This window comes from Wolbachia endosymbiont of Rhagoletis indifferens (assembly GCF_048537595.1).
GTDB lineage: Bacteria > Pseudomonadota > Alphaproteobacteria > Rickettsiales > Anaplasmataceae > Wolbachia.
Genome location: NZ_CP175923.1, coordinates 1 through 19,334 on the forward strand (window position 1 = coordinate 1; position 19,334 = coordinate 19,334).

Consider the following 19,334-nt stretch of genomic DNA (forward strand, 5'->3'; position numbering starts at 1 on the left):
ATGAACTTAACTAGCCCTAAGGTTTCTACTATGTTTTTTGATCAGATTATTACAGTAACGGATCACAATGTTACTTGGGAAAAAATCCAAAATTGTCTTTATAATCTTTATGGAGAAGCAACATATAACAGCTGGCTGAGTTCGCTAAAATTTATCAGTAGCAGAAATGAGGAAGTTCTTTTATCCGTGTCAACAAGGTTTATAAAAGAGTGGATTACAGTTCATTACATGAAAAAAATACTATCATTATGGCAAAGCGAAGATAAAAGTATATGTTCTATTGATATTCAAGTAATTGAGGAAAGGAATTCAAATTCTAATGTTATACTAAAAAACAGAGAGGAAAGTAATCATAATCTTGGTTCACCACTGGATCCCAGATTCACTTTTGATAATTTTGTGGTAGGAAAGTCAAATGAATTAGCATTTACGGCGGCAAAGCGTGTGGCAGAATCTATAGATCCAATATTAGGCAGCAATCCTTTGTTTCTATATGGTGGAGTGGGACTTGGTAAAACACATCTAATGCATGCTATAGCTTGGCACATAGTCAATTCCCCATCAGAAAAAAGAAAAGTAGTATATTTATCAGCAGAGAAATTCATGTACCAATATATTACAGCGCTGCGAAGCAAAGATATTATGTTGTTTAAAGAGCAATTTAGATCAGTAGATGTATTGATGGTAGATGATGTGCAATTTATCAGTGGTAAAGATAGTACACAAGAAGAATTTTTTCACACTTTCAATGCATTGATAGACCAAAATAAACAATTGGTTATATCAGCTGATAGGTCTCCTAGTGATCTTGATGGAGTGGAAGAAAGAATAAGATCACGACTCGGTTGGGGGTTGGTGGCAGATATTAATGAAACAACTTTTGAATTAAGGCTTGGTATATTGCAGGCAAAAGTGGAGCAGATGAATATGTATGTTCCGAAAGATGTCCTAGAGTTTTTAGCAAGGAACATCAAATCTAATATAAGAGAATTAGAAGGAGCATTAAATAAGATTACCCATACCTCATTAATTGGAAGAAGTATGACGGTAGAATCAGCTAGTGAAACCCTAATCGATCTTCTGAGGTCAAATCATAGGTCAGTCACAATAGAAGAAATACAAAAGAAAGTAGCTGAATTTTTCAATATAAAGGTTGCAGATATGCAATCCAATAGAAGGCTTCGCAGTCTTGCAAGGCCAAGACAAATAGCTATGTATTTTGCCAAAAAATTTACGCAAAAAAGCCTACCAGATATTGGGAGAAACTTTGGTGGCAGAGACCATGCTACTGTTATACATGCAGTAAAACAAGTAGAAAATTTTATAAAGACCGACTCAAAATTTGCTGATGAAATCAATCGATTAAAAAAGATGTTTAAGTAGCGTTTTTAAAATAGCTAATAACAAATCCTAAAATGAATTGACTATAGTTTTAATCCGTTTAAGTTTAAAATCTTCTGTTAGCTTCGCAGAATACATTTCCTTATTGTGTTGATTATAGAAGGTAAATTTGTGATCATCTAAGTTTAGTATTGCAAAGCCAAAACCGAAAAAGTTTCTAACCTCGTGTGCTAAGTAGTTTCTACCATTTGAATAGTCAAATTCTACATTTTGATAAACAGGCTCTTGATCTTGAGCGTGTAATAATGCACCACCGTTTCCAACTATAATCTGGTCTGGAGCATTATCCATTAATAAAATCTGGGCTATATGAATGTGGCCAGAAACTATGGTAGTAACATTGCTTGGAAATTTATCTCCAAAAGCTTCAATTTGTGTAAGATTACCATGGCTTTTTAATGTCAAAAATTCTTTTTTTGGAGATCTCCAAAGCGGTTTATGAGTTAAAAACCACGTGGGCTTATCTTGTATCAATTTATCAAATTGCCTTTCAAAAGCATCAATTGTGCTTTGGGTTGTAAAAATATCCTCACCGGATGAAGAGTCGAAGATAAAAAATTTCATCGGTCCAGCATCTAAAGACCAACTAGAAACAAGATTTTCACATTTTTCAGGCGAAAAAGGGTATGAATCTAGATATCTGAGCCATCCTTCATAAGCTCTATCACAACTCTCATGGTTTCCACGAACAAAAAGGAAAGGGGATTGTAATGAAATATCCTTTGCAGGCTCAAACCAATCAGCGTACCAAGCTTCTTTATTATATCCATAAATATCGCCACACTTTTTTGTATTTCTACATTTTGTTTGTCTATAATGATAATCACCAACATGGATAATTAAATCTGGTTTATGAAGGGCGATTGAATCTAAATTTTTTTTTAAAGGCCAGCTATCTACCGAATTACATTCCTGCTGAAATAACATATTTATTCTACAACCCGTGTCACCAATAAAAGCAATTTTATTAACCTTTTCTGGTAATATAGGAACTCGTAGATCCTCAATACTAATGTTTTTGGCACTTGTTTGTACTGTCAGTTCACAAACTGTTTCGTTATGATCACCATTGTTAATTGAGCTGCGATTCAGCATTTCTATTTCCTCGCCATCGACATAAACAATGGGACACATGTCATTGTCTGTAATTGCACGTATGCTTAATTTATTTTCTGGGATAACTTGAGACCATGTGTATAATATTTGTGCATGGACGAAATGAAAGCTAGTTATAAGAGAGAGAGCTAAAAAAATAAAGATATTAGCTATATTCATTTGTATAAAAACCTAAGTTAAAAATTAGTAGTAAGGTTATCTTAAATGATTAAAATTTATAATCACAAAATTCATAATCAAATTATACAGGTAATTTCTAAATTATTCTAGTATCAGATTGACACTCTAGATGAAAAATTCTAAAATGATTAAGTAATTTAAAATAATTATATAAAAACTAGAATATAGTGCGGCCGTGGTGGAATTGGTAGACACGCAGCGTTGAGGTCGCTGTGGCTCATAAGGCCTTGGAAGTTCAAGTCTTCTCGGCCGCACCAGTTTTTATCGCTGTTTAATATGGGTAAAAATGTTTATAGGAAATCAGAGTAGCAATAAGGTAGAAAGAGCTATCAGCGAAATCAGACGCGGTCGGCCAATTGTAATATATGATGAAAGTAATTACCTATTGTTCGCTGCTGCTGAGGCTTTAGAAAGAGATTTATTTAATCAATACAAGCTTATATCAAGTAATGTATATGTTACTTTAACTTCAAGTAAGGTAAAATACATATCTCAGAATAAAGAACATAATAGCAAACGTCTGTTGGTGAATAATTTTGATGAATTGCTCCATTTAATAAACTGTTCAAAGGAAGATTGCATAAAAGAGTTGCAATGCTCAAAGACAATAGATGAATGTGCTATTGCCTTGCTTAAGTTCTCAGAATTATTGCCATACGCGTTAGTGGCTGATATGATTTTTGAGAATAACCATGAAATGCGAAATTGGTGCGAGAAAAATGACGTTATTGCACTGGACACGTCATTCATAAATAATTTTCAAGAAAATCAGGATGTATATGAAGTGTGCAAAACATCATTATTTTTAAAACAGACTCAAGAAGTAAATATCATATCTTATAGAACCGAAAGTGGCGGAAGAGAACATCATGCAATTATCATTGGCAATCCAGATAAAGATGATGAACCATTAGTGAGAATTCATTCTTCGTGCTATACGGGTGACTTGTTAGATAGCTTATCATGCGATTGCAGAAGTCAGTTACATCAAGCAATTCAAATGATAGCTGACTCTGGAAGTGGTATTATATTGTATTTGATGCAAGATGGAAGAGGCATTGGTTTAACTAATAAGTTAAGAGCGTACAGTATGCAAAGAGGACATAATCTTGATACTGTTGATGCAAATAGAATATTGGGTTTTGAAGATGATGAAAGAAGTTTTGCTGTTGCAGCTAAAATGCTTAAGAAATTGAACATTAACAAAATCCAATTACTTACAAACAATGATAGGAAATTGTCAGAATTGGAAAGTAGTGGTATAGGAGTTACAAAGTGTCTACCACTTATTGTGGAACGTAATAAATATAACGATTCATATATGGAGACAAAGTTTAGTAAGCTAGGCCATAGATTAAGAGTTTTTTAGCTTTTTTGTTGTAACTACTTTGTTAATTTGCTATGTTTATTAACATAAGTTAAGATTTTTAGGAATACTAAAATGCTAAGATTTTTTAAGCGAGAAAAAAATACTGAATCCTTAGATAAGGATATAAATTGGAATTCAAACCGCTACAGCACAGTTATTGCTCAAAGGAATATTCTACTTTTATTTGCATTAATATTATTAGCAACGATCTCTATCAGCATATTAGTCATATTTAAAATTAGCACAAGTAGCACTATTGAGCCATTTGTTATAGAAATTGACAAGAAATCAGGAATAGTGCAATTGGTTGATCCTGTCACAGTAAAACAGTATTCTGCAGATGAAGCGCTAAACGATTATTTTATTTCAGAGTATATAAAAGCAAGGGAGGTTTTTGATCCATATCATTATAATTATAACTATTATACAAAGGTGAGGTTGTTTTCCTCACCTAATGTGTATAATGAATTTAGAAATTATGTAGGATCGCAGAATATGGATGATCTTTTTAATTTATACTCAGATACCAAAAGTGGATTTAAAATTCGCTCAATTCAAAAATTGGGTAACGATGCTCTTCAGGTGAGGTTTTTTGTGGAATTTACACGGAAAGATGGAAGTTCCACAAGAAAAAATAAGATAGTTATTATGTCATATAGATATGCATCGCTTGAAATGGATGATCAGCAAAGATATATTAACCCATTAGGATTTCAAGTTATTTCATATAGAGTAGATGATGAATATGTATAGGATATTATTAGTTTTAGCTTTACTTATAAGTGGCAATTTGAACGCATCCATTAATTATAATGAGCCTATTTCTGTAGATAGTAGAATAAAGACTTTTGTGTATAGCCCTAATGAAGTATTTACGGTGGTTTTTAGTCAGGGTTACTATTCTTATATTGAATTTGCGGAAGGAGAAAAAGTTAAAAATATTGCTGTTGGTGATGCATCAAGTTGGAAAATTAATCCTTATGACAATAAATTGCTTATCATGCCATTTGAAGTTAGTAGTCGCACTAACATGATTATTACGACAACTAAAAAAAGAAATTACATTTTCGATTTAATCTCAAGGCCAAACTACGATAAATACCCGGATACTGATGCTAAGAAAGTGGATCACGATTATTCTGCTGAAAAGGATATATCTTACGTAGTACGTTTTTATTATCCTCAAGAAGAAGGTGAATTTGATGTTGATTTAGATGAGGTTTCTTTACCTACTCAAATGCAATATACTACAGACAAGCCAGAAAAAATAATACAGGAAAATGATACGAAGTACAATTATACATATATTGATGAAGGTGGTAATGTGGATATAGTTCCGATTGAGCTATTTGATGATGGTTATTTAACCTATTTAAAATTTAGAAATAATAATAAAATACCTCAGATTTTTGTAGAAGAGGAGGATAAACCTTGTAAAAGGCTGTTATTTGATGATTATGTTATAATAAAAGGAGTACATAAAAAGCTATTTATGCGTTATGAAGATGGTGAAGTTGAAATTATAAATAGGTCACTTTAGCTGTGGTACATGCAATATGAATAAAGAAAGGCGTAACAATTCAGAAGATGAATCAGAAATAGAGAACAAGGTAGTAACAGTTGGCTCTAATCAAGGTCATAGGGCATTGATGGTCGTTATTTTAGTGCTTCTGGTTGGTGGAGTGTATTATCTCTATTTTAGTCCTTCTCCTAAAGAGGGTTTAGAAGTTATTAAAAAAGAGGAAACAAAGCAAAACGTTCAAGAATTGAAAGGAAAGTTGGAACAAGTTCCAGATAATGTAATGGTTCCTGAAAGAATAATAACTGATCCCTTACCACCCTTACCTCCTCTTCCTACACCACAAATCATACCAGAAATAAAACCAATAAAAAAAGAAGAAGAGAAACCAAAAGAAATCTCTGTGTCAAATATACCTATTTTGCCAAAGCAAAATTTTCCTTCTAGTAATGTTATGGGCAATTTACCTACCTCGTTTCCTACAATAGGGGGTGGCGGTTATCCTAGAGACAGACGTAGTGCACAAATGTTAACAATTTCAAGTGATGGTGGGGAGAACAAGGCTGCTGATGCTATTACTTCAGCACAATCGAGCAAAGCTACCAGAGTAGGAAAGCTTGGTTTAATGATTACTCAAGGTAAAATTATTGATGCTGTTCTTGAAACTGCAATAAATTCTGATCTGCAAGGAATGCTGCGTGCTATGGTGAGTAGAGATGTTTATGCAGAAACTGGTGATACAGTTTTAATACCTAAAGGCTCAAGATTGATAGGCAGTTATTCATTTGACTCGAATGTTGCAAGAGCCCGTGTAAATATAAATTGGAACAGAGTGATTATGCCACATGGAATAGATATTGCTATCTCATCACTTAGTACTGACGAGCTTGGTAGAGCAGGAATTGCAGGAATAGTTGATAATAAAATAGTAAGTGCATTATTCTCTTCAGTGGCACTTGCTGGTGTTTCAATTGGTTCAGCTGTTGTAGGACAAAAGGCCTCTAATCTTATTGGTACGCTAACTCCTATGGATGCGGTGAGATCCATCACTGTAACTGAAATAGATTTTTCTTCATTCAAAGATGTTATTGGTGAAGCAGCAAATGGTAAATCTAGTGATAAATGGAAACTGGGCCTTGGAGCTATTGGAGAAATTCGTAATGCTAAAAATGAGCAAGATTTGCTGAAAATAATGAAAAAGGAAATAGCAAAAGCGCTAGAAATTGAGGAAGACAAGGTGACTATAAGCCTGGAAAATGTAAATCAACTGTTACAACAATTTCAAAGAAAAAGCAAGTCTGTTTATGATGAAGCAATCGGGAAATCAATCAATGATTTTTCTAAAGACATGCGGGATATAGTAGGCAGATCTACAGATAAAAAACCAACTATTTATGTTGATCAAGGCACTGCATTGAAAGTATTTGTTAACCAAGATATAGTATTTCCTTCACAGGCAATATTAAATCAATGAAATGAATTATGCTGCACTTGATACATATTTGGAGCCATTACAAGGCATATTTCAAGAAGAAGGCGTAAATGAAATATCAATAAATAAGCCAAAGGAAGTATGGATTGAAAATCGCGGTGAAATAAGGTGTGAAAAATTAGAAGTATTCGATCTTAACCATTTGAAATCTCTTGGCAGACTGATTGCTCAAGCTACAGAACAAAAGCTTAGCGAAGAAGCGCCGTTACTTTCAGCAACATTACCAAATGGTTATCGTATACAGATAGTATTTCCGCCAGCGTGCGAGCCTGATAAAGTAGTAATGTCGATTCGTAAGCCTTCTAGCATGCAATTAGCACTCGATGATTACGAAAAAATGGGGGCTTTTTCTGAAACTGTTACAGAAGCAACTGATAATCTAGTTGACCGTCATTTGGATTTACTGTTAAAACAAAAGAAAATAAAAGAGTTTTTAGAATACGCTGTAATAAGTAAGAAAAATATTATAATTAGCGGTGGAACTTCCACTGGTAAGACTACTTTTACTAATGCTACTTTGCGTGCTATTCCAGCTGAGGAAAGAATTATTACTGTTGAGGATGCAAGGGAAATCGTTTTGAACGAACATCCCAATAAAGTCCATCTAATTGCCTCTAAAGGAGGGCAGGGCAGAGCAAAAGTAACCACTCAAGATTTGATAGAAGCGTGCTTACGTTTAAGGCCAGATAGAATAATAGTTGGTGAACTTCGTGGGGCGGAAGCTTTTAGCTTTCTCAGGGCAATAAATACTGGTCACCCTGGATCAGTATCAACCCTTCATGCGGATAGTCCAACAATGGCCCTTGAGCAAATAAAATTGATGGTTATGCAGGCAAATCTTGGCATTCCTCCAGATCAGATCATACCATACATTAGAAATGTGATTGATATTGTTATTCAGCTAAAAAGAACCGGTGGGGGCAAAAGAAGCATTTCTGAGATATTATTTACTAGATCTGCGAGCGAAAATGCTTAAATTTATACATAAGTTAAGGAAGAGTAGTTTATGAGTAATGGAAATCACCTACGTAATATTCTCGTAGGAGGTGTAGTAGCTTTTAGCGTACTTGACTTTTGCTTCTATCTATCTGGTATATTGTTTGTTCTGTTTGCTGATGGTCCAGATGCTGTGGATTTTAAGGCAATTAATCCTAGTTTGACGCCTTTCCCTCAAGCTCTTTGGCCAACGATTTTTGATCATATACAATATTGTTGGCATCATCCAAAGTTATATAGCCTTGAGCTCAAAATCAAATTAATTATATCTTCTGCACTGCCTATCGTTGTTTTAATGATTATTTTGTGGAATTTAAGAGAAAGGATAATTGAGTGGCGACCGTTTAAAAAGAAAGAATCACTTCATGGAGACTCGCAGTGGGCATCAGAGAAAGACATACGAAAAGCAGGATTAAGAAGCCAAAAGGGATTATTGCTTGGTAAAGATAAAAGAGGATACTTCATTGCTGATGGGTTTCAGCATGCATTGTTATTTGCACCTACAGGTTCTGGTAAGGGTGTTGGCTTTGTAATTCCTAATTTATTATTTTGGACTGACTCGGTAATTGTACACGACATAAAATTAGAAAACTATGAAATAACAAGTGGTTGGCGAGAACGACAAGGACAAAAAGTATACGTATGGAATCCAGCGCAGCCAGATGGAATAAGTCACTGTTACAATCCATTACAATGGATTAGTGAAAAACCTGGGCAGATGGTTGACGATGTGCAGAAAATAGCTAACTTAATCATGCCTGAACAAGACTTTTGGCAAAATGAAGCAAGAAGCTTATTTGTTGGAGTGGTATTATACTTACTTGCTGCACCAGAGAAAGTTAAATCTTTTGGTGAAGTTGTGCGTACGATGCGTAGTGATGACGTAGTTTATAATCTTGCTGTTGCTCTTGATACAATGGGTAAAATACTACACCCTGTAGCATATATGAATATTGCAGCTTTTTTACAAAAAGCTGATAAAGAAAGGTCGGGTGTTGTATCAACTATGAACTCATCGCTTGAATTGTGGGCAAACCCATTGATTGATACTGCAACTGCGTCAAGTGACTTTAATATTCTAGATTTTAAAAGGAAGAAAATTACAGTTTATGTTGGTTTAACTCCTGACAACTTGACTAGGCTCAGGCCTTTAATGCAGGTTTTTTACCAACAGGCAACTGAGTTTTTATGTAGAAAATTGCCATCAGATGACGAGCCTTATGGCGTATTGTTTTTAATGGATGAGTTTCCTACGCTTGGAAAAATGGAGCAATTTCAAACAGGTATTGCATATTTTCGTGGTTATCGAGTTAGATTATTCTTAATTGTTCAAGATACTGAGCAGCTCAAAGGAATATACGAAGAAGCAGGAATGAACTCCTTTTTGTCAAACTCGACTTACAGAATAACTTTTGCAGCCAATAATATTGAAACAGCTAATTTAATATCGCAACTTATAGGAAACAAAACTGTACAACAAGAATCGTTGAATAAGCCTAAATTTTTAGATTTAAATCCTGCTTCAAGGTCATTACATATCTCTGAAACACAGAGAGCATTGCTATTGCCTCAAGAAGTTATTATGTTGCCACGTGACGATCAGATAATTTTAATAGAGTCGACTTACCCAATTAAATCAAAGAAAATTTTGTACTACAGTGATACCACCTTCACAAGAAGGCTGCTCAAACAAACTCGTGTGCCTACACAAGAACCATATGACCCAAACAAAGTTCTTTCTGCCGCTGCGAGCAAAGATAAGGTTAATAATGAGGGGAATAATGCTCTTGAGGGGCCTAATTCAGTTGATTATCCTGCTGAAACTAAAACAGAAGATGCAGTATATGATGAATCAGATGAATTTGCAGACGAAGATATTGATGATGAAGATATTGACGATAAGTTTGAAGATGATGACGAAGAAGATGAGGATAGGAGCGATGATGGGTTCGATGACGAAGAAGAGGAGGATGAATTTGAAGATGAGGATATTGACGATAAATTAAAAAATGATGATAAAGCCGAAGATAAAGGTTGACTTCGCCTATTTTTTAGCTTAGAAAAGTGCAAGTTATGCAAATAATTAGGTTTTTCATATTAAGCCATTTTTAATTAATTAGTATTAGATTAGCTATTTTAACTAGGGGAGTAGTAATGATTAGTAGAAAAACATTAGCGGTTACAGCACTTGCTTTGTTGTTGTCACAACAATCTTTTGCAAGTGAAACAGAGGGGTTTTACTTTGGTAGTGGATATTACGGTCAATTTTTTAATGGCATGGGTGAGTTGAAAGCAAAAATTGGAGATACTGCTGCTACAGCTACCAATAATGTATCTGTAAATGACAGGAGTGCTCAGAACACAGAAGGTCAGTCACTAAGTAAGTATAAAGGAGATTATAATCCACCTTTTGCTGCAAATGTGGCATTTGGTTACACAGGAGAATTGGGTAACAACAGCTATAGGGCTGAATTGGAAGGGATGTATTCTTCTGTAAAAGTGGATAATATTGGTTTAACAAGCGGCCAGATGACAATATCGTACACAAAAGACGGCGATAAATATGGATCAATTATTAATCATGACCAAGTTGAAAACGCATCTATAATGGCAAATGTTTATCATCATTGGAAAAGTGACCGTTTCTCTTTTTCTCCTTACGTTGGTATTGGAATCGGTGCAACAAGAATGACAATGTTTGAAAAATCGTCAATAAGACCCGCAGGTCAATTAAAAGCTGGCCTTGATTATCGCATAAACGAAGATGTAAATATGCATATTGGATATAGAGGTTTTGGTGCTATTGGTAGCAGTGAGTGCAAACTAGAAACCTTACAGTGGGATCCCAATTCTGATAATGGCGCAGGTAAGCCAAAAGGTGGAATGGCTAAACAAAAAGATGAGAAGAATTTAGTATCTACTACCATACAGAACAGCTTTTTTCATACGCACGGCATAGAAGCTGGTCTTACTTTCCACTTTGCCAGCAAAGCTTAAACATGTTGCCCTTTAAAAAATGCATGGCTAACCAAAACCGTTCCTGTCATCCTATGGCTTGACCATAGGATCTAGTTAAATATAGATCCCAGTGTCACGCACTGGGATGACGAGGTAGAGGGTACTGGGATGACATAGGATAATATGGGATGAAGGAGATAATACAAGAAAACATTAGCTATGTTCTTTTCACAACAATGCATCTCTTCATTCCCGCTAAGTCATATACATATTCCTGAAAAGCTAATTCGTATGAGGGGATTATTTTGTCAATATCATTTTGATCTTCGCCTATCTCCAATATCGCAAACCCATTTTTTTTAAGGCACTTTCTCAATATTGGAAAAATGCTTAAATAACAGCTCAAACCATCAATACCACCATCAAGGGCAATTCTTGGCTCTTTTTGCACTTCGGCTTGTAAGTCTTTTAATTTGCTTCTTTTAATATATGGAGGATTGCTAATTATCAGATCAAATAAATCGCTGCATTCTGTCCACGAACTTGGAAATATTTTGGCTCTGCTGAGAAGATCATGTTTTTTTGTGTTCTGATAGGCAACTTTGTATGCTTCCAAGCTTTTTTCAAAACCGATGCCGACAGCATATTCATACTCACTAAGTACGGATATCAATAAACAACCTGTACCTGTACCAAAATCCGCGATTTTTAGTTTCTGCTTTTTGTTTGGGTAATATTTTAACACTGTTGAGATTAATGTTTCACTATCTGGTCTTGGATCTAAAACATGTTGGTTAACTATAAAATTTTTACTCCAGAATTCACGATTACCTATTATTTGCGATATTGGATATCTTTCCGCTCTTTTTTTTGTTAATTTCCAAAATAAAAGTTCTTTCTCCATCGGCACTTGATCAGCATGGTTCATAATTATGAATGATCTTTCCACTCCAAGTATGTGCTGCATGATGATTTCACAATCTAAATGTGGTGATTCAACTTTATGTGACGATAATAACTCCGATCCTTCTTGAATTAAAGTGCTGATTGTTTTCATTATTCTAAAAATGTGTTCCTTTCAGCCAAGAATAGCAAGATGAGCTTCCAGTTTAGGGTAGCTGCACTAAATCCCAGTGTCAAGCACGCAGCTGTACGAACATTGCAATTTGCAGATTCAAGTAGCTTGACTACTTGGATCCAGCTAAGTTGGTGAGTATAAAAGTATAGCTAACGCGAGCTCTACGTCATGCCGCCGCGGCGCTAACACGTAGCGGGATGACGAGGTTATCGTCATGCCACCGTGAACCGTCATACCGCCGCGGTATCTCATCCGCTAACACGTAGCGGGATGACAGCAATCCTACGTCATACCGCGATTCATTCGCGGTATCTCTAGATCCCGCTAACAAGTAGCGGGATGACGAGTTACTATGCCGCCGCGAACCGTCATACCTACCCCTACAACAACATTGCAAGTATTGGTCTTTTTCCCTATGAGAAGAGTCTGGAAGCTCTTTTACTCTAAAAACGATGTTCACATTCTCGAAATTAATCTCTATTCGCTTAACTAATGTCCTAATAATATCACGTTTAGTTAGCCAGTCCGCATTATCAAGACTTGAGTTAATACTAGAGGAAAACCCCTCTAAATTTGTTACTATTAGAGTGAACTCTTCTGTGAGTTTTTTCTGATCAAATATCTTTTTCTTTTGTTCTTCAACCATTTTTAAGTTTTGTTTCATTGCTCTAATTCTTGGCTCAAATTCTTCTTGATTAATATACTCTTGAGCATAATTATCAATTAATCTTGCAATACCTCGTTTCAATTTATCTTCTTGTGCTTCAAGCAAAGCGCTTTTTTGATCTAGTGGTAAGTTCTGAAAGTCTTCGTTTATACTCTTCTAATATTCTATTCGGATTTTCTAGTAGATGCTTTACTTCTTCCCAAACAGCCATGTCTAATGTATCTGTACGAATTAATTTGTTGTTACACATTTTATTACCGCCAAAACGGCGTGCCAATACAACGATAATACACCTGAATATTAGTTTTTTTTCCCTCCTTATTCCTTGCAATACTAGCACCGTAATATGCATAATTACAAAGCTTACATACTACTAAACCTTGCAATAAATGTCTTGCTCCTCTTTGTCTTGTTCTTGCTATTTTTCTATTCTCAGCTAATTGTTCTTGAACTATATCAAATAAATCTTTGTTTACTATACTAGGTACTTTAATATAAATCCAATCCTCTTTTGGAACAGGATAAGTAGAATAATTATCTTTTGGTTGCTCGCAGGAGTTCTTTTTGGGTCTTATATGTTTTAATTTTACGCCTAACCTTGTCTTACCAAAAGCTGCTTTTCCTCTATAAGCAGAGTTTTTTAACATACTCAAAACTACAGCTCTATCCCAATACTCTTTTCCTGTTCGTGTCTTAATGGACATAGCACCTAGCCTACGGCATACTTCTCCTATACTTGCTCTTTCTCGTCCTACCAAAAAAAATACTTTACGAACAACTTCAGCTTCTTCTTCATAAATTTCAAATAATGCTTGTCCTGTATCTGTATTTTTATTTATATAACGATAGCCATAAGGAGCAGCACTCATTACACTTATATCACCATTATTGGCTGCATAAATCTTTCCTCGTCGGCTTCGTTCCATGATTTTTGCACGTTCATATTCTGCTATCATACCTTGCATTTGTAATAGTAGTTGAGATTCCGGATTATCGCTAATTTGATAATTTGAAAAAATGACTTCTACTCCTAATTTCTTAAACTCTTCAAGTAATACCATCTGATATGCATACTTGCGAGATAAACGATCAGGAGAATGAATATAAACCTTATCAAGGTTACCCTCTGCTATTTTATCACGTAATTTTTCCAAACCAGGACGGATTATGTTAGAACCACTATAACCATTATCAATAAATTTATATTCATTTAATAATTTATGTCCATCCATACTAATTTGATTCTCTATAGCAGCAATTTGGCTTGCTATTGTACCTTCTTGTGCTTGTCTCCCTGAAGAAACTCTTGCATATAAACTCACTGTTACCATTTAACCCTCCTCAAATCTACTTTCTTACATTCAGAGTCTTCTTCCTTTTTGCTCACTTTTATTGGTTTACTTAACACCAATTTTCCATATGCATCTAATAGATACAACTCTGCTAATCGATTAACTTCATAACTACAATTAATACGAACTGTTAATTTCTTGTTGCCCACGAGCTCTCCCATTTATTATTCATCGAGACATATGGTTATTTGGTCACTAGCTCTATAAATAAATTCAACTCTCCGTTCTTTTTGTAGAAGCTTTCGGAAAATAGTTTTCTCTAGTTTCAGGTTTCTTGCAATATTGTTGGCGGAGTCCCAGATGCCATATGAAATAGCCAAGAAATAAGAAAGTCACTTTTTCCTACCTTAGGTGCACCAGCAAAGACTAAAAGTCCTCTTGGAGTTAAGATTCTTGGGGCAATTGTATCCTCCGGCATTGGTGATTTGTCACTCAAATATTGTCTTGCAGGAAATGAAACAAATCTCTTCGTCTTTAGAATATCAGTAGTTGGAGTATTAGTAGCAGGTAAATTTATACATGGGGTTGAAGCTAAAAACTCTTCAACATTTATTCCTTCTAACACACCATCTGCAGCATCCCAACCTTTTGGTTTATTTTGTTGGAATCTTAAGAGTAACAAGTGATGCAACACCAAGATCTGACAGCTTTTTGGCAGCATTTTCAGCATATCGTTTGCCTGCTTCATCATTATCTGGCCAAATAATAATATGCTTACCTTTAAGGGGTGACCAGTCTGTTTTATCAATTGGTGCGTTTGCTCCTGACATAGCTGTTGTTGCAGTAATTCCTTGTTCTATGAGCGCTTCAGCACATTTTTCTCCTTCAACCAAAATAACTTTATCAGACTTCAGAATGCCTGGAATATTGTATAGAGGTCTTATTTCTGGTGAAACATAATTCAACGTTTTAACATCAAATGAATGCTGGTACTATAGTAGATTACATTGTATCATTTTGCTTTAACTTTGACAGAGTTGCTTGGTGAAAAAGCTAGTGTAACTATGGATAAGTACGACTACACAAACTAAAAGTACTTATCCATAGTTACACTAATTTATAGAAGATGTAAGCCTAAATTTTCTTGTCATTTTTTATTCTTTTTAATCAAATAACTTGTTGACAGTAGAGACAGTATCTGGTTGTTATAGCGAAGATTTAGTTACCTTTATGTATGATCTGGGACATAATGTAAGTGTAGTAAACCCAGAAAGCTTTTGGCAAAAGTGAGTTACTTAGAAACAAAACAGACAAGTCAGATGCAGCTATGATAGTTAGATTTTGTATTGCTAATAAACCTAATCTTTGGAAACCTGCTCCTCCTGAAGTCAAGCGTTTAAGAGAACTTTATCGTTGTTTGCAAGCACTTAAAGATGACAAGTTGCAACAGATGAATCGCTTGGAAAATAAAAATATGGATTCCCGTTGTCAACAAGCCATACTTGAGGTCATTGCTACAATAGACAAACAAATTTCTGACCTAGAGAAAGAAATTAATGAGCATATCAATAATTACCCACACCTAAAAAATATGATAGAAAACCTTAAGACTGTGAAAGGTGTAGGACATATTACTGCTATTGCTGTTGTTGCGGAAATGCCATTAGTTGATAATTTTGATCATGCTAGGCAATTCACAGCCTTTGCTGGTCTAAATCCACAGCACTACCAATCAGGATCATCAGTAAATAAAAAAAGTCGAATATGTAAAATAGGATCTGAGCATATTCGCAAAGCTCTTTATATGCCGGCTATAGTAGTCAAAAATCGTAATTCTCATTTTCAAAAGTTTTGCCAGCGTTTAGCAAGTAAAGGAAAATGCCCAATGGTTATAATTGTTGCGTTGATGAGAAAACTAATGCATGTATTTTTTGGTATTCTTAAAAACAATCAACCATTCAATAGTGATTTAGTGAAATAATTTTAACAATAAGGAGTAACATGAGCTTATGCTCAACGGTTTTGAAATATATACTATTTAACATAAAAGACCGTGCTTAGAGTTCTAGTGCTATATAGGTTGTACCCTACCATTTCATTTTGATAGAGATACTCGGTTATCTTACAAAATAAGCCTTATTGTATAAGAAGACACGATGATAAGCTAGTGTAACTGTGCGCCTATACAAACTAAAAGCACAGTTACACTAATTTATAGAAGATGTAATCTTAAATTGTTTTGTTATTTTTTATCTTTTTAGTCAAATAATTTGTTGACAGTAAAGACAGTATCTATTTTCAACGCGACTGTTCGTTAAAGGTATTACCTGCATCTATTTTATCATCATGTTTTTAGCATGTACAATGTACATACTTTTTATATAATTGAGAATAGCTTTTTACTAGTATTCATTATGGGCAAGACTCTCATCTACTTAATCGGCTTTCCAGGCAGTGGTAAGTCTACTACTGTAAAGGAACTGTGTAAAATCATTGATGCGGTGATAGTAAGCAATAATCTATTCAATAATATTATATTTGATATTGTTAAATTACAGAATGCTGAAGTTCCAGATGACCTATGGGAAAAAATTTTTGCAGTTAGAGAAAATATATTAGCAATACTGGAAAAATATTACGTAAAATCAAAACATTATATATTTACAAATGAATTGATAGAGGGTGATCCCTATGATCAGAAGATATACAACTCCGTGATAAATTTAAGTAAGAAAATGGGCGTAAAAATTTTTCCTGTAGTATTACATTGTAATAATGAGGAACTGGTAAAGCGTGTTCAATCAGAAGAAAGGTACCAGGAAAATAAAATTACTGATTCGGATTTTGCTATGAAAAGAATTGAAGGGAAAAGGCTATTTATACCGGAAGGTACACTTGAAATTGGTAACTCAAATTTAAGTGCAAAAGAAGTTGCAAAGAAAATTATTGAAGAGATGAAGGAAGAAAAAAATGGAAAATTAATTAAAACTTCCATAACAAATAATTTAACAACAGGGGATGCTTGTGATTAAGCAGAAAAGTGAATATCGTCCTTGTGTTGGCATAATGCTATTTAACAAACAAGGACATGTCTTTATTGGAAAACGCTTTGATAGCGACTCTTACTGGCAGATGCCACAGGGAGGGGTTGATGATGGTGAGGAACTGGAACAAGCAGCGTTACGTGAGTTGCTAGAGGAAGTTGGTACAGATAAAGCAGAAATTATAGCTAAAAACAAAGATTGGATATACTACGACTTGCCTGAAGAAGTTATACCAATATGCTGGAATGGAAAATATTCTGGTCAAAAGCAAAGGTGGTTCTTAATGAAGTTTTGTGGAGAGGATAAGAATATTGATATTAATTATACTGATCATCCAGAGTTCAAAGAGTGGCGTTGGCAAAGTGTAGATAGTTTAGTAGCCAGTGCTATATCATTTAAAAAAGAAGTTTATAAAACAGTGATAGAAGAGTTTTCTTCTACAATAAAAGCCTCAACAATAAGCTCATGATAGTAGATTCTCATTGCCACTTGATTTATTTTTCCGATGATGAAATACCAAAAGTAATTTCAAGGGCAGAGCAAAATGGTGTAAAGATTTTGCATAACATATGCATAAGCGTTAATGATATTCCTAAATTACTAAAAATTTCTTCATCCTATGATCAAGTTTACTCCTCTGTTGGTGTGCATCCACTTGATGCTGCCATAGAAAACGGTGAGTGTATACATGTTGATGAATTAGTTGAATTTACCAAAAATCAAAAGGTAATTAGTATCGGCGAAACCGGGTTAGATTTTTATAAATCTGGCAACAAAGACAATCAAAAAAAAAGTTTTGCATCACACATAGAAGCAGCAAGAATGACTGGGTTACCCTTGGTTATTCACACTAGAAATGCTGATAATGAAATGATTGATATGTTAAAGTCAGAAATGAAAGCAAGTGCTTTTAATGGAGTGATGCACTGCTTTGCTTCCTCTAAGGAGCTTGCTTATCAATCTATAGATTTAGGATTATATATTTCATTTTCTGGAATTATTACTTTTAAAAATGCGAGCTTACTCAGAGGAATTGCACAAAATGTACCACGCGAACGTGTTTTAGTCGAAACTGATGCACCATATCTATCACCTGAGCCTTATAGAGGAAAAAAGAACGAACCAGCAATGGTGAAATACGTTGTTGATTGTTTGGCAGAATTATGGAATGAGTCACCAGAACAAGTAGCGGAGGTAACCACAAGCAACTTTTTTAGGCTGTTTACGAAACTTAAGCTCAAAGAAACTCTATAAAACCATTAATTTGCTTATGAACCTAAAGATTTTACCAGCTCTCTCACCGAGTTTACAGATTTATTAAACATTTTTTGTTCACTATCATTCATTTTAACTTCTAGGATCTTTTCAACTCCATTTTTTCCAATAATTACAGGAACACCAATAAACAAATCTTTCACGCCATATTCACCATTAAGGTAAGCAGCACATGGTAATATACGCCTTTTATCTTTTAAATATGACTCTAACATGCATATAGCTGAAGATGCAGGAGCGTAGTATGCAGATCCAGACTTAAGCAGATCAACTATTTCTTTTCCGCCATTGCGAGTGCGTTCAACTATTTCATCAACTTTTTTCTGCGTAATGAGACCCATATCGATAACTTGGGTAAGTGGAATGCCAGCGATAGAAGTGCAATTAATGAGTGGTACCATAGTGTCACCATGTCCTCCAAGCACAAAAGCAGATATATCTTCAACTGAGATATTTAATTCACTTGCAAGAAAATAACGAAAACGGGAAGAATCAAGCACTCCTGCCATTCCAACAACCATATTAGCTGGAAGGTTTGAAAATTTATGCACCACTGAAACCATGGCATCCAGAGGGTTGGTAACCACTATTACAAACACGTTTGGAGAATGTTTTTTAATATTTTCGCCAACCTCCTTCATTACTTTAGCATTGGTTTGCAGGAGGTCATCCCTGCTCATTCCTGGTTTTCTGGCAATGCCAGCGGTTATTATAATTGCATCGGAGTTTTTTATATCTTCATACCTATTTGTCCCAGTAATATTGACATTAAATCCATCAATAGGGGATGATTCTGCTATGTCGAGTGCTTTACCTTGTGGTATTCCATCACTAATATCAAGTAAAACAACATCACCGAGTTCCCTTAGTGCAATCATATGGGCGAGAGTTCCACCGATATTTCCTGCACCGATTAAAGATATTTTTTTTCTTTGTACTGTCATTTT

Annotated in this window: 18 protein-coding genes, 1 tRNA gene and 2 pseudogenes; 13 read left to right on the forward strand and 8 right to left on the reverse strand. The window is 34.8% G+C overall.

The window, feature by feature from the left end; all coding sequences use genetic code 11:
* On the forward strand, positions 1-1,383 hold the full coding sequence (gene dnaA, locus ACJZL1_RS00005; protein ID WP_353285034.1) for a chromosomal replication initiator protein DnaA: 1,383 nt from the start codon (positions 1-3) through the stop codon (positions 1,381-1,383).
* Positions 1,384-1,410: 27 nt separating this feature from the next.
* Here the strand turns inward: dnaA and ACJZL1_RS00010 are convergent, their stop codons facing one another.
* Positions 1,411-2,676 carry a metallophosphoesterase family protein gene (locus tag ACJZL1_RS00010; RefSeq protein ID WP_419247228.1) on the reverse strand — a complete coding sequence of 422 codons (1,266 nt, stop codon included), beginning with the start codon at positions 2,674-2,676 and terminating at the stop codon, positions 1,411-1,413.
* Positions 2,677-2,866: 190 nt separating this feature from the next.
* Here ACJZL1_RS00010 and ACJZL1_RS00015 point away from each other — a divergent pair.
* From ACJZL1_RS00015 to ACJZL1_RS00050, 8 genes are all read left to right on the forward strand, one after another.
* Positions 2,867-2,954 (forward strand) — tRNA-Leu (locus ACJZL1_RS00015).
* Positions 2,955-2,983: 29 nt separating this feature from the next.
* Entirely contained in the window at positions 2,984-4,066 is a 1,083-nt protein-coding gene (locus tag ACJZL1_RS00020) for a GTP cyclohydrolase II (RefSeq protein WP_265025964.1), read from the forward strand.
* Positions 4,067-4,138: 72 nt separating this feature from the next.
* Positions 4,139-4,819 carry a virB8 family protein gene (locus ACJZL1_RS00025; RefSeq protein WP_265025963.1) on the forward strand — a complete coding sequence of 227 codons (681 nt, stop codon included), beginning with the start codon at positions 4,139-4,141 and terminating at the stop codon, positions 4,817-4,819.
* Positions 4,806-5,606: a P-type conjugative transfer protein VirB9 gene (gene virB9, locus ACJZL1_RS00030; protein ID WP_265026659.1), complete on the forward strand. Its 801-nt coding sequence runs from the start codon at positions 4,806-4,808 to the stop codon at positions 5,604-5,606. The genes ACJZL1_RS00025 and virB9 overlap by 14 nt, the downstream gene beginning before the upstream one ends.
* A 16-nt stretch (positions 5,607-5,622) precedes the next feature.
* Complete coding sequence (locus ACJZL1_RS00035; protein WP_419247229.1) at positions 5,623-7,059, forward strand: TrbI/VirB10 family protein; 1,437 nt, start codon at positions 5,623-5,625, stop codon at positions 7,057-7,059.
* Position 7,060: 1 nt separating this feature from the next.
* Positions 7,061-8,053, forward strand: coding sequence for a P-type DNA transfer ATPase VirB11 (virB11, locus tag ACJZL1_RS00040; protein ID WP_419247230.1), 993 nt, complete (start codon positions 7,061-7,063; stop codon positions 8,051-8,053).
* Between the two features lie 30 nt (positions 8,054-8,083).
* Positions 8,084-10,111 (forward strand): type IV secretory system conjugative DNA transfer family protein, encoded by a 2,028-nt coding sequence (locus tag ACJZL1_RS00045; RefSeq protein ID WP_265025960.1) that lies wholly within the window; start codon positions 8,084-8,086, stop codon positions 10,109-10,111.
* Between the two features lie 116 nt (positions 10,112-10,227).
* Positions 10,228-11,070, forward strand: a complete 843-nt coding sequence (locus ACJZL1_RS00050; RefSeq protein ID WP_265025959.1) for a P44/Msp2 family outer membrane protein — start codon at positions 10,228-10,230, stop codon at positions 11,068-11,070.
* Positions 11,071-11,141: 71 nt separating this feature from the next.
* On the opposite strand, the gene ACJZL1_RS00055 is transcribed toward ACJZL1_RS00050, so the two are convergent.
* From ACJZL1_RS00055 to ACJZL1_RS00080, 6 genes and pseudogenes are all read right to left on the reverse strand, one after another.
* Positions 11,142-11,273 carry a hypothetical protein gene (locus tag ACJZL1_RS00055; RefSeq protein WP_353285031.1) on the reverse strand — a complete coding sequence of 44 codons (132 nt, stop codon included), beginning with the start codon at positions 11,271-11,273 and terminating at the stop codon, positions 11,142-11,144.
* A complete protein-coding gene (gene prmC / locus ACJZL1_RS00060; protein ID WP_419247231.1) occupies positions 11,249-12,088 on the reverse strand; it encodes a peptide chain release factor N(5)-glutamine methyltransferase in 840 nt (279 codons plus the stop codon). The genes ACJZL1_RS00055 and prmC overlap by 25 nt, the downstream gene beginning before the upstream one ends.
* Positions 12,089-12,275: 187 nt before the next feature.
* Entirely contained in the window at positions 12,276-12,881 is a 606-nt protein-coding gene (locus ACJZL1_RS00065) for a hypothetical protein (RefSeq protein WP_265025957.1), read from the reverse strand.
* Between the two features lie 149 nt (positions 12,882-13,030).
* On the reverse strand, positions 13,031-14,107 hold the full coding sequence (locus ACJZL1_RS00070) for a recombinase family protein (RefSeq protein ID WP_419247232.1): 1,077 nt from the start codon (positions 14,105-14,107) through the stop codon (positions 13,031-13,033).
* Positions 14,101-14,277: a hypothetical protein gene (locus tag ACJZL1_RS00075; protein ID WP_265025955.1), complete on the reverse strand. Its 177-nt coding sequence runs from the start codon at positions 14,275-14,277 to the stop codon at positions 14,101-14,103. Before ACJZL1_RS00075 ends, ACJZL1_RS00070 begins: the two co-directional genes overlap by 7 nt.
* A gap of 383 nt (positions 14,278-14,660) precedes the next feature.
* A pseudogene (locus ACJZL1_RS00080) lies at positions 14,661-15,021 on the reverse strand (toprim domain-containing protein); the annotation flags it as partial.
* Between the two features lie 244 nt (positions 15,022-15,265).
* On the opposite strand from ACJZL1_RS00080, the pseudogene ACJZL1_RS00085 reads away from it, so the two are divergent.
* The 4 genes and pseudogenes from ACJZL1_RS00085 to ACJZL1_RS00100 all read left to right on the forward strand — a co-directional run.
* Positions 15,266-16,049, forward strand: a pseudogene (locus tag ACJZL1_RS00085) (IS110 family transposase); the annotation flags it as partial.
* A 433-nt stretch (positions 16,050-16,482) separates the two neighbouring features.
* Entirely contained in the window at positions 16,483-17,100 is a 618-nt protein-coding gene (locus ACJZL1_RS00090) for an AAA family ATPase (protein ID WP_419247233.1), read from the forward strand.
* Between the two features lie 34 nt (positions 17,101-17,134).
* Positions 17,135-17,581 (forward strand): RNA pyrophosphohydrolase, encoded by a 447-nt coding sequence (locus tag ACJZL1_RS00095; RefSeq protein WP_410541785.1) that lies wholly within the window; start codon positions 17,135-17,137, stop codon positions 17,579-17,581.
* Complete coding sequence (locus ACJZL1_RS00100) at positions 17,578-18,366, forward strand: TatD family hydrolase (RefSeq protein ID WP_265025951.1); 789 nt, start codon at positions 17,578-17,580, stop codon at positions 18,364-18,366. The genes ACJZL1_RS00095 and ACJZL1_RS00100 overlap by 4 nt, the downstream gene beginning before the upstream one ends.
* A gap of 14 nt (positions 18,367-18,380) precedes the next feature.
* Here the strand turns inward: ACJZL1_RS00100 and mdh are convergent, their stop codons facing one another.
* The gene (gene mdh / locus ACJZL1_RS00105; protein ID WP_265025950.1) at positions 18,381-19,331 is read right to left on the reverse strand and encodes a malate dehydrogenase; all 951 of its coding nucleotides are present in this window, start codon (positions 19,329-19,331) and stop codon (positions 18,381-18,383) included.
* Positions 19,332-19,334: the final 3 nt, after the last annotated feature.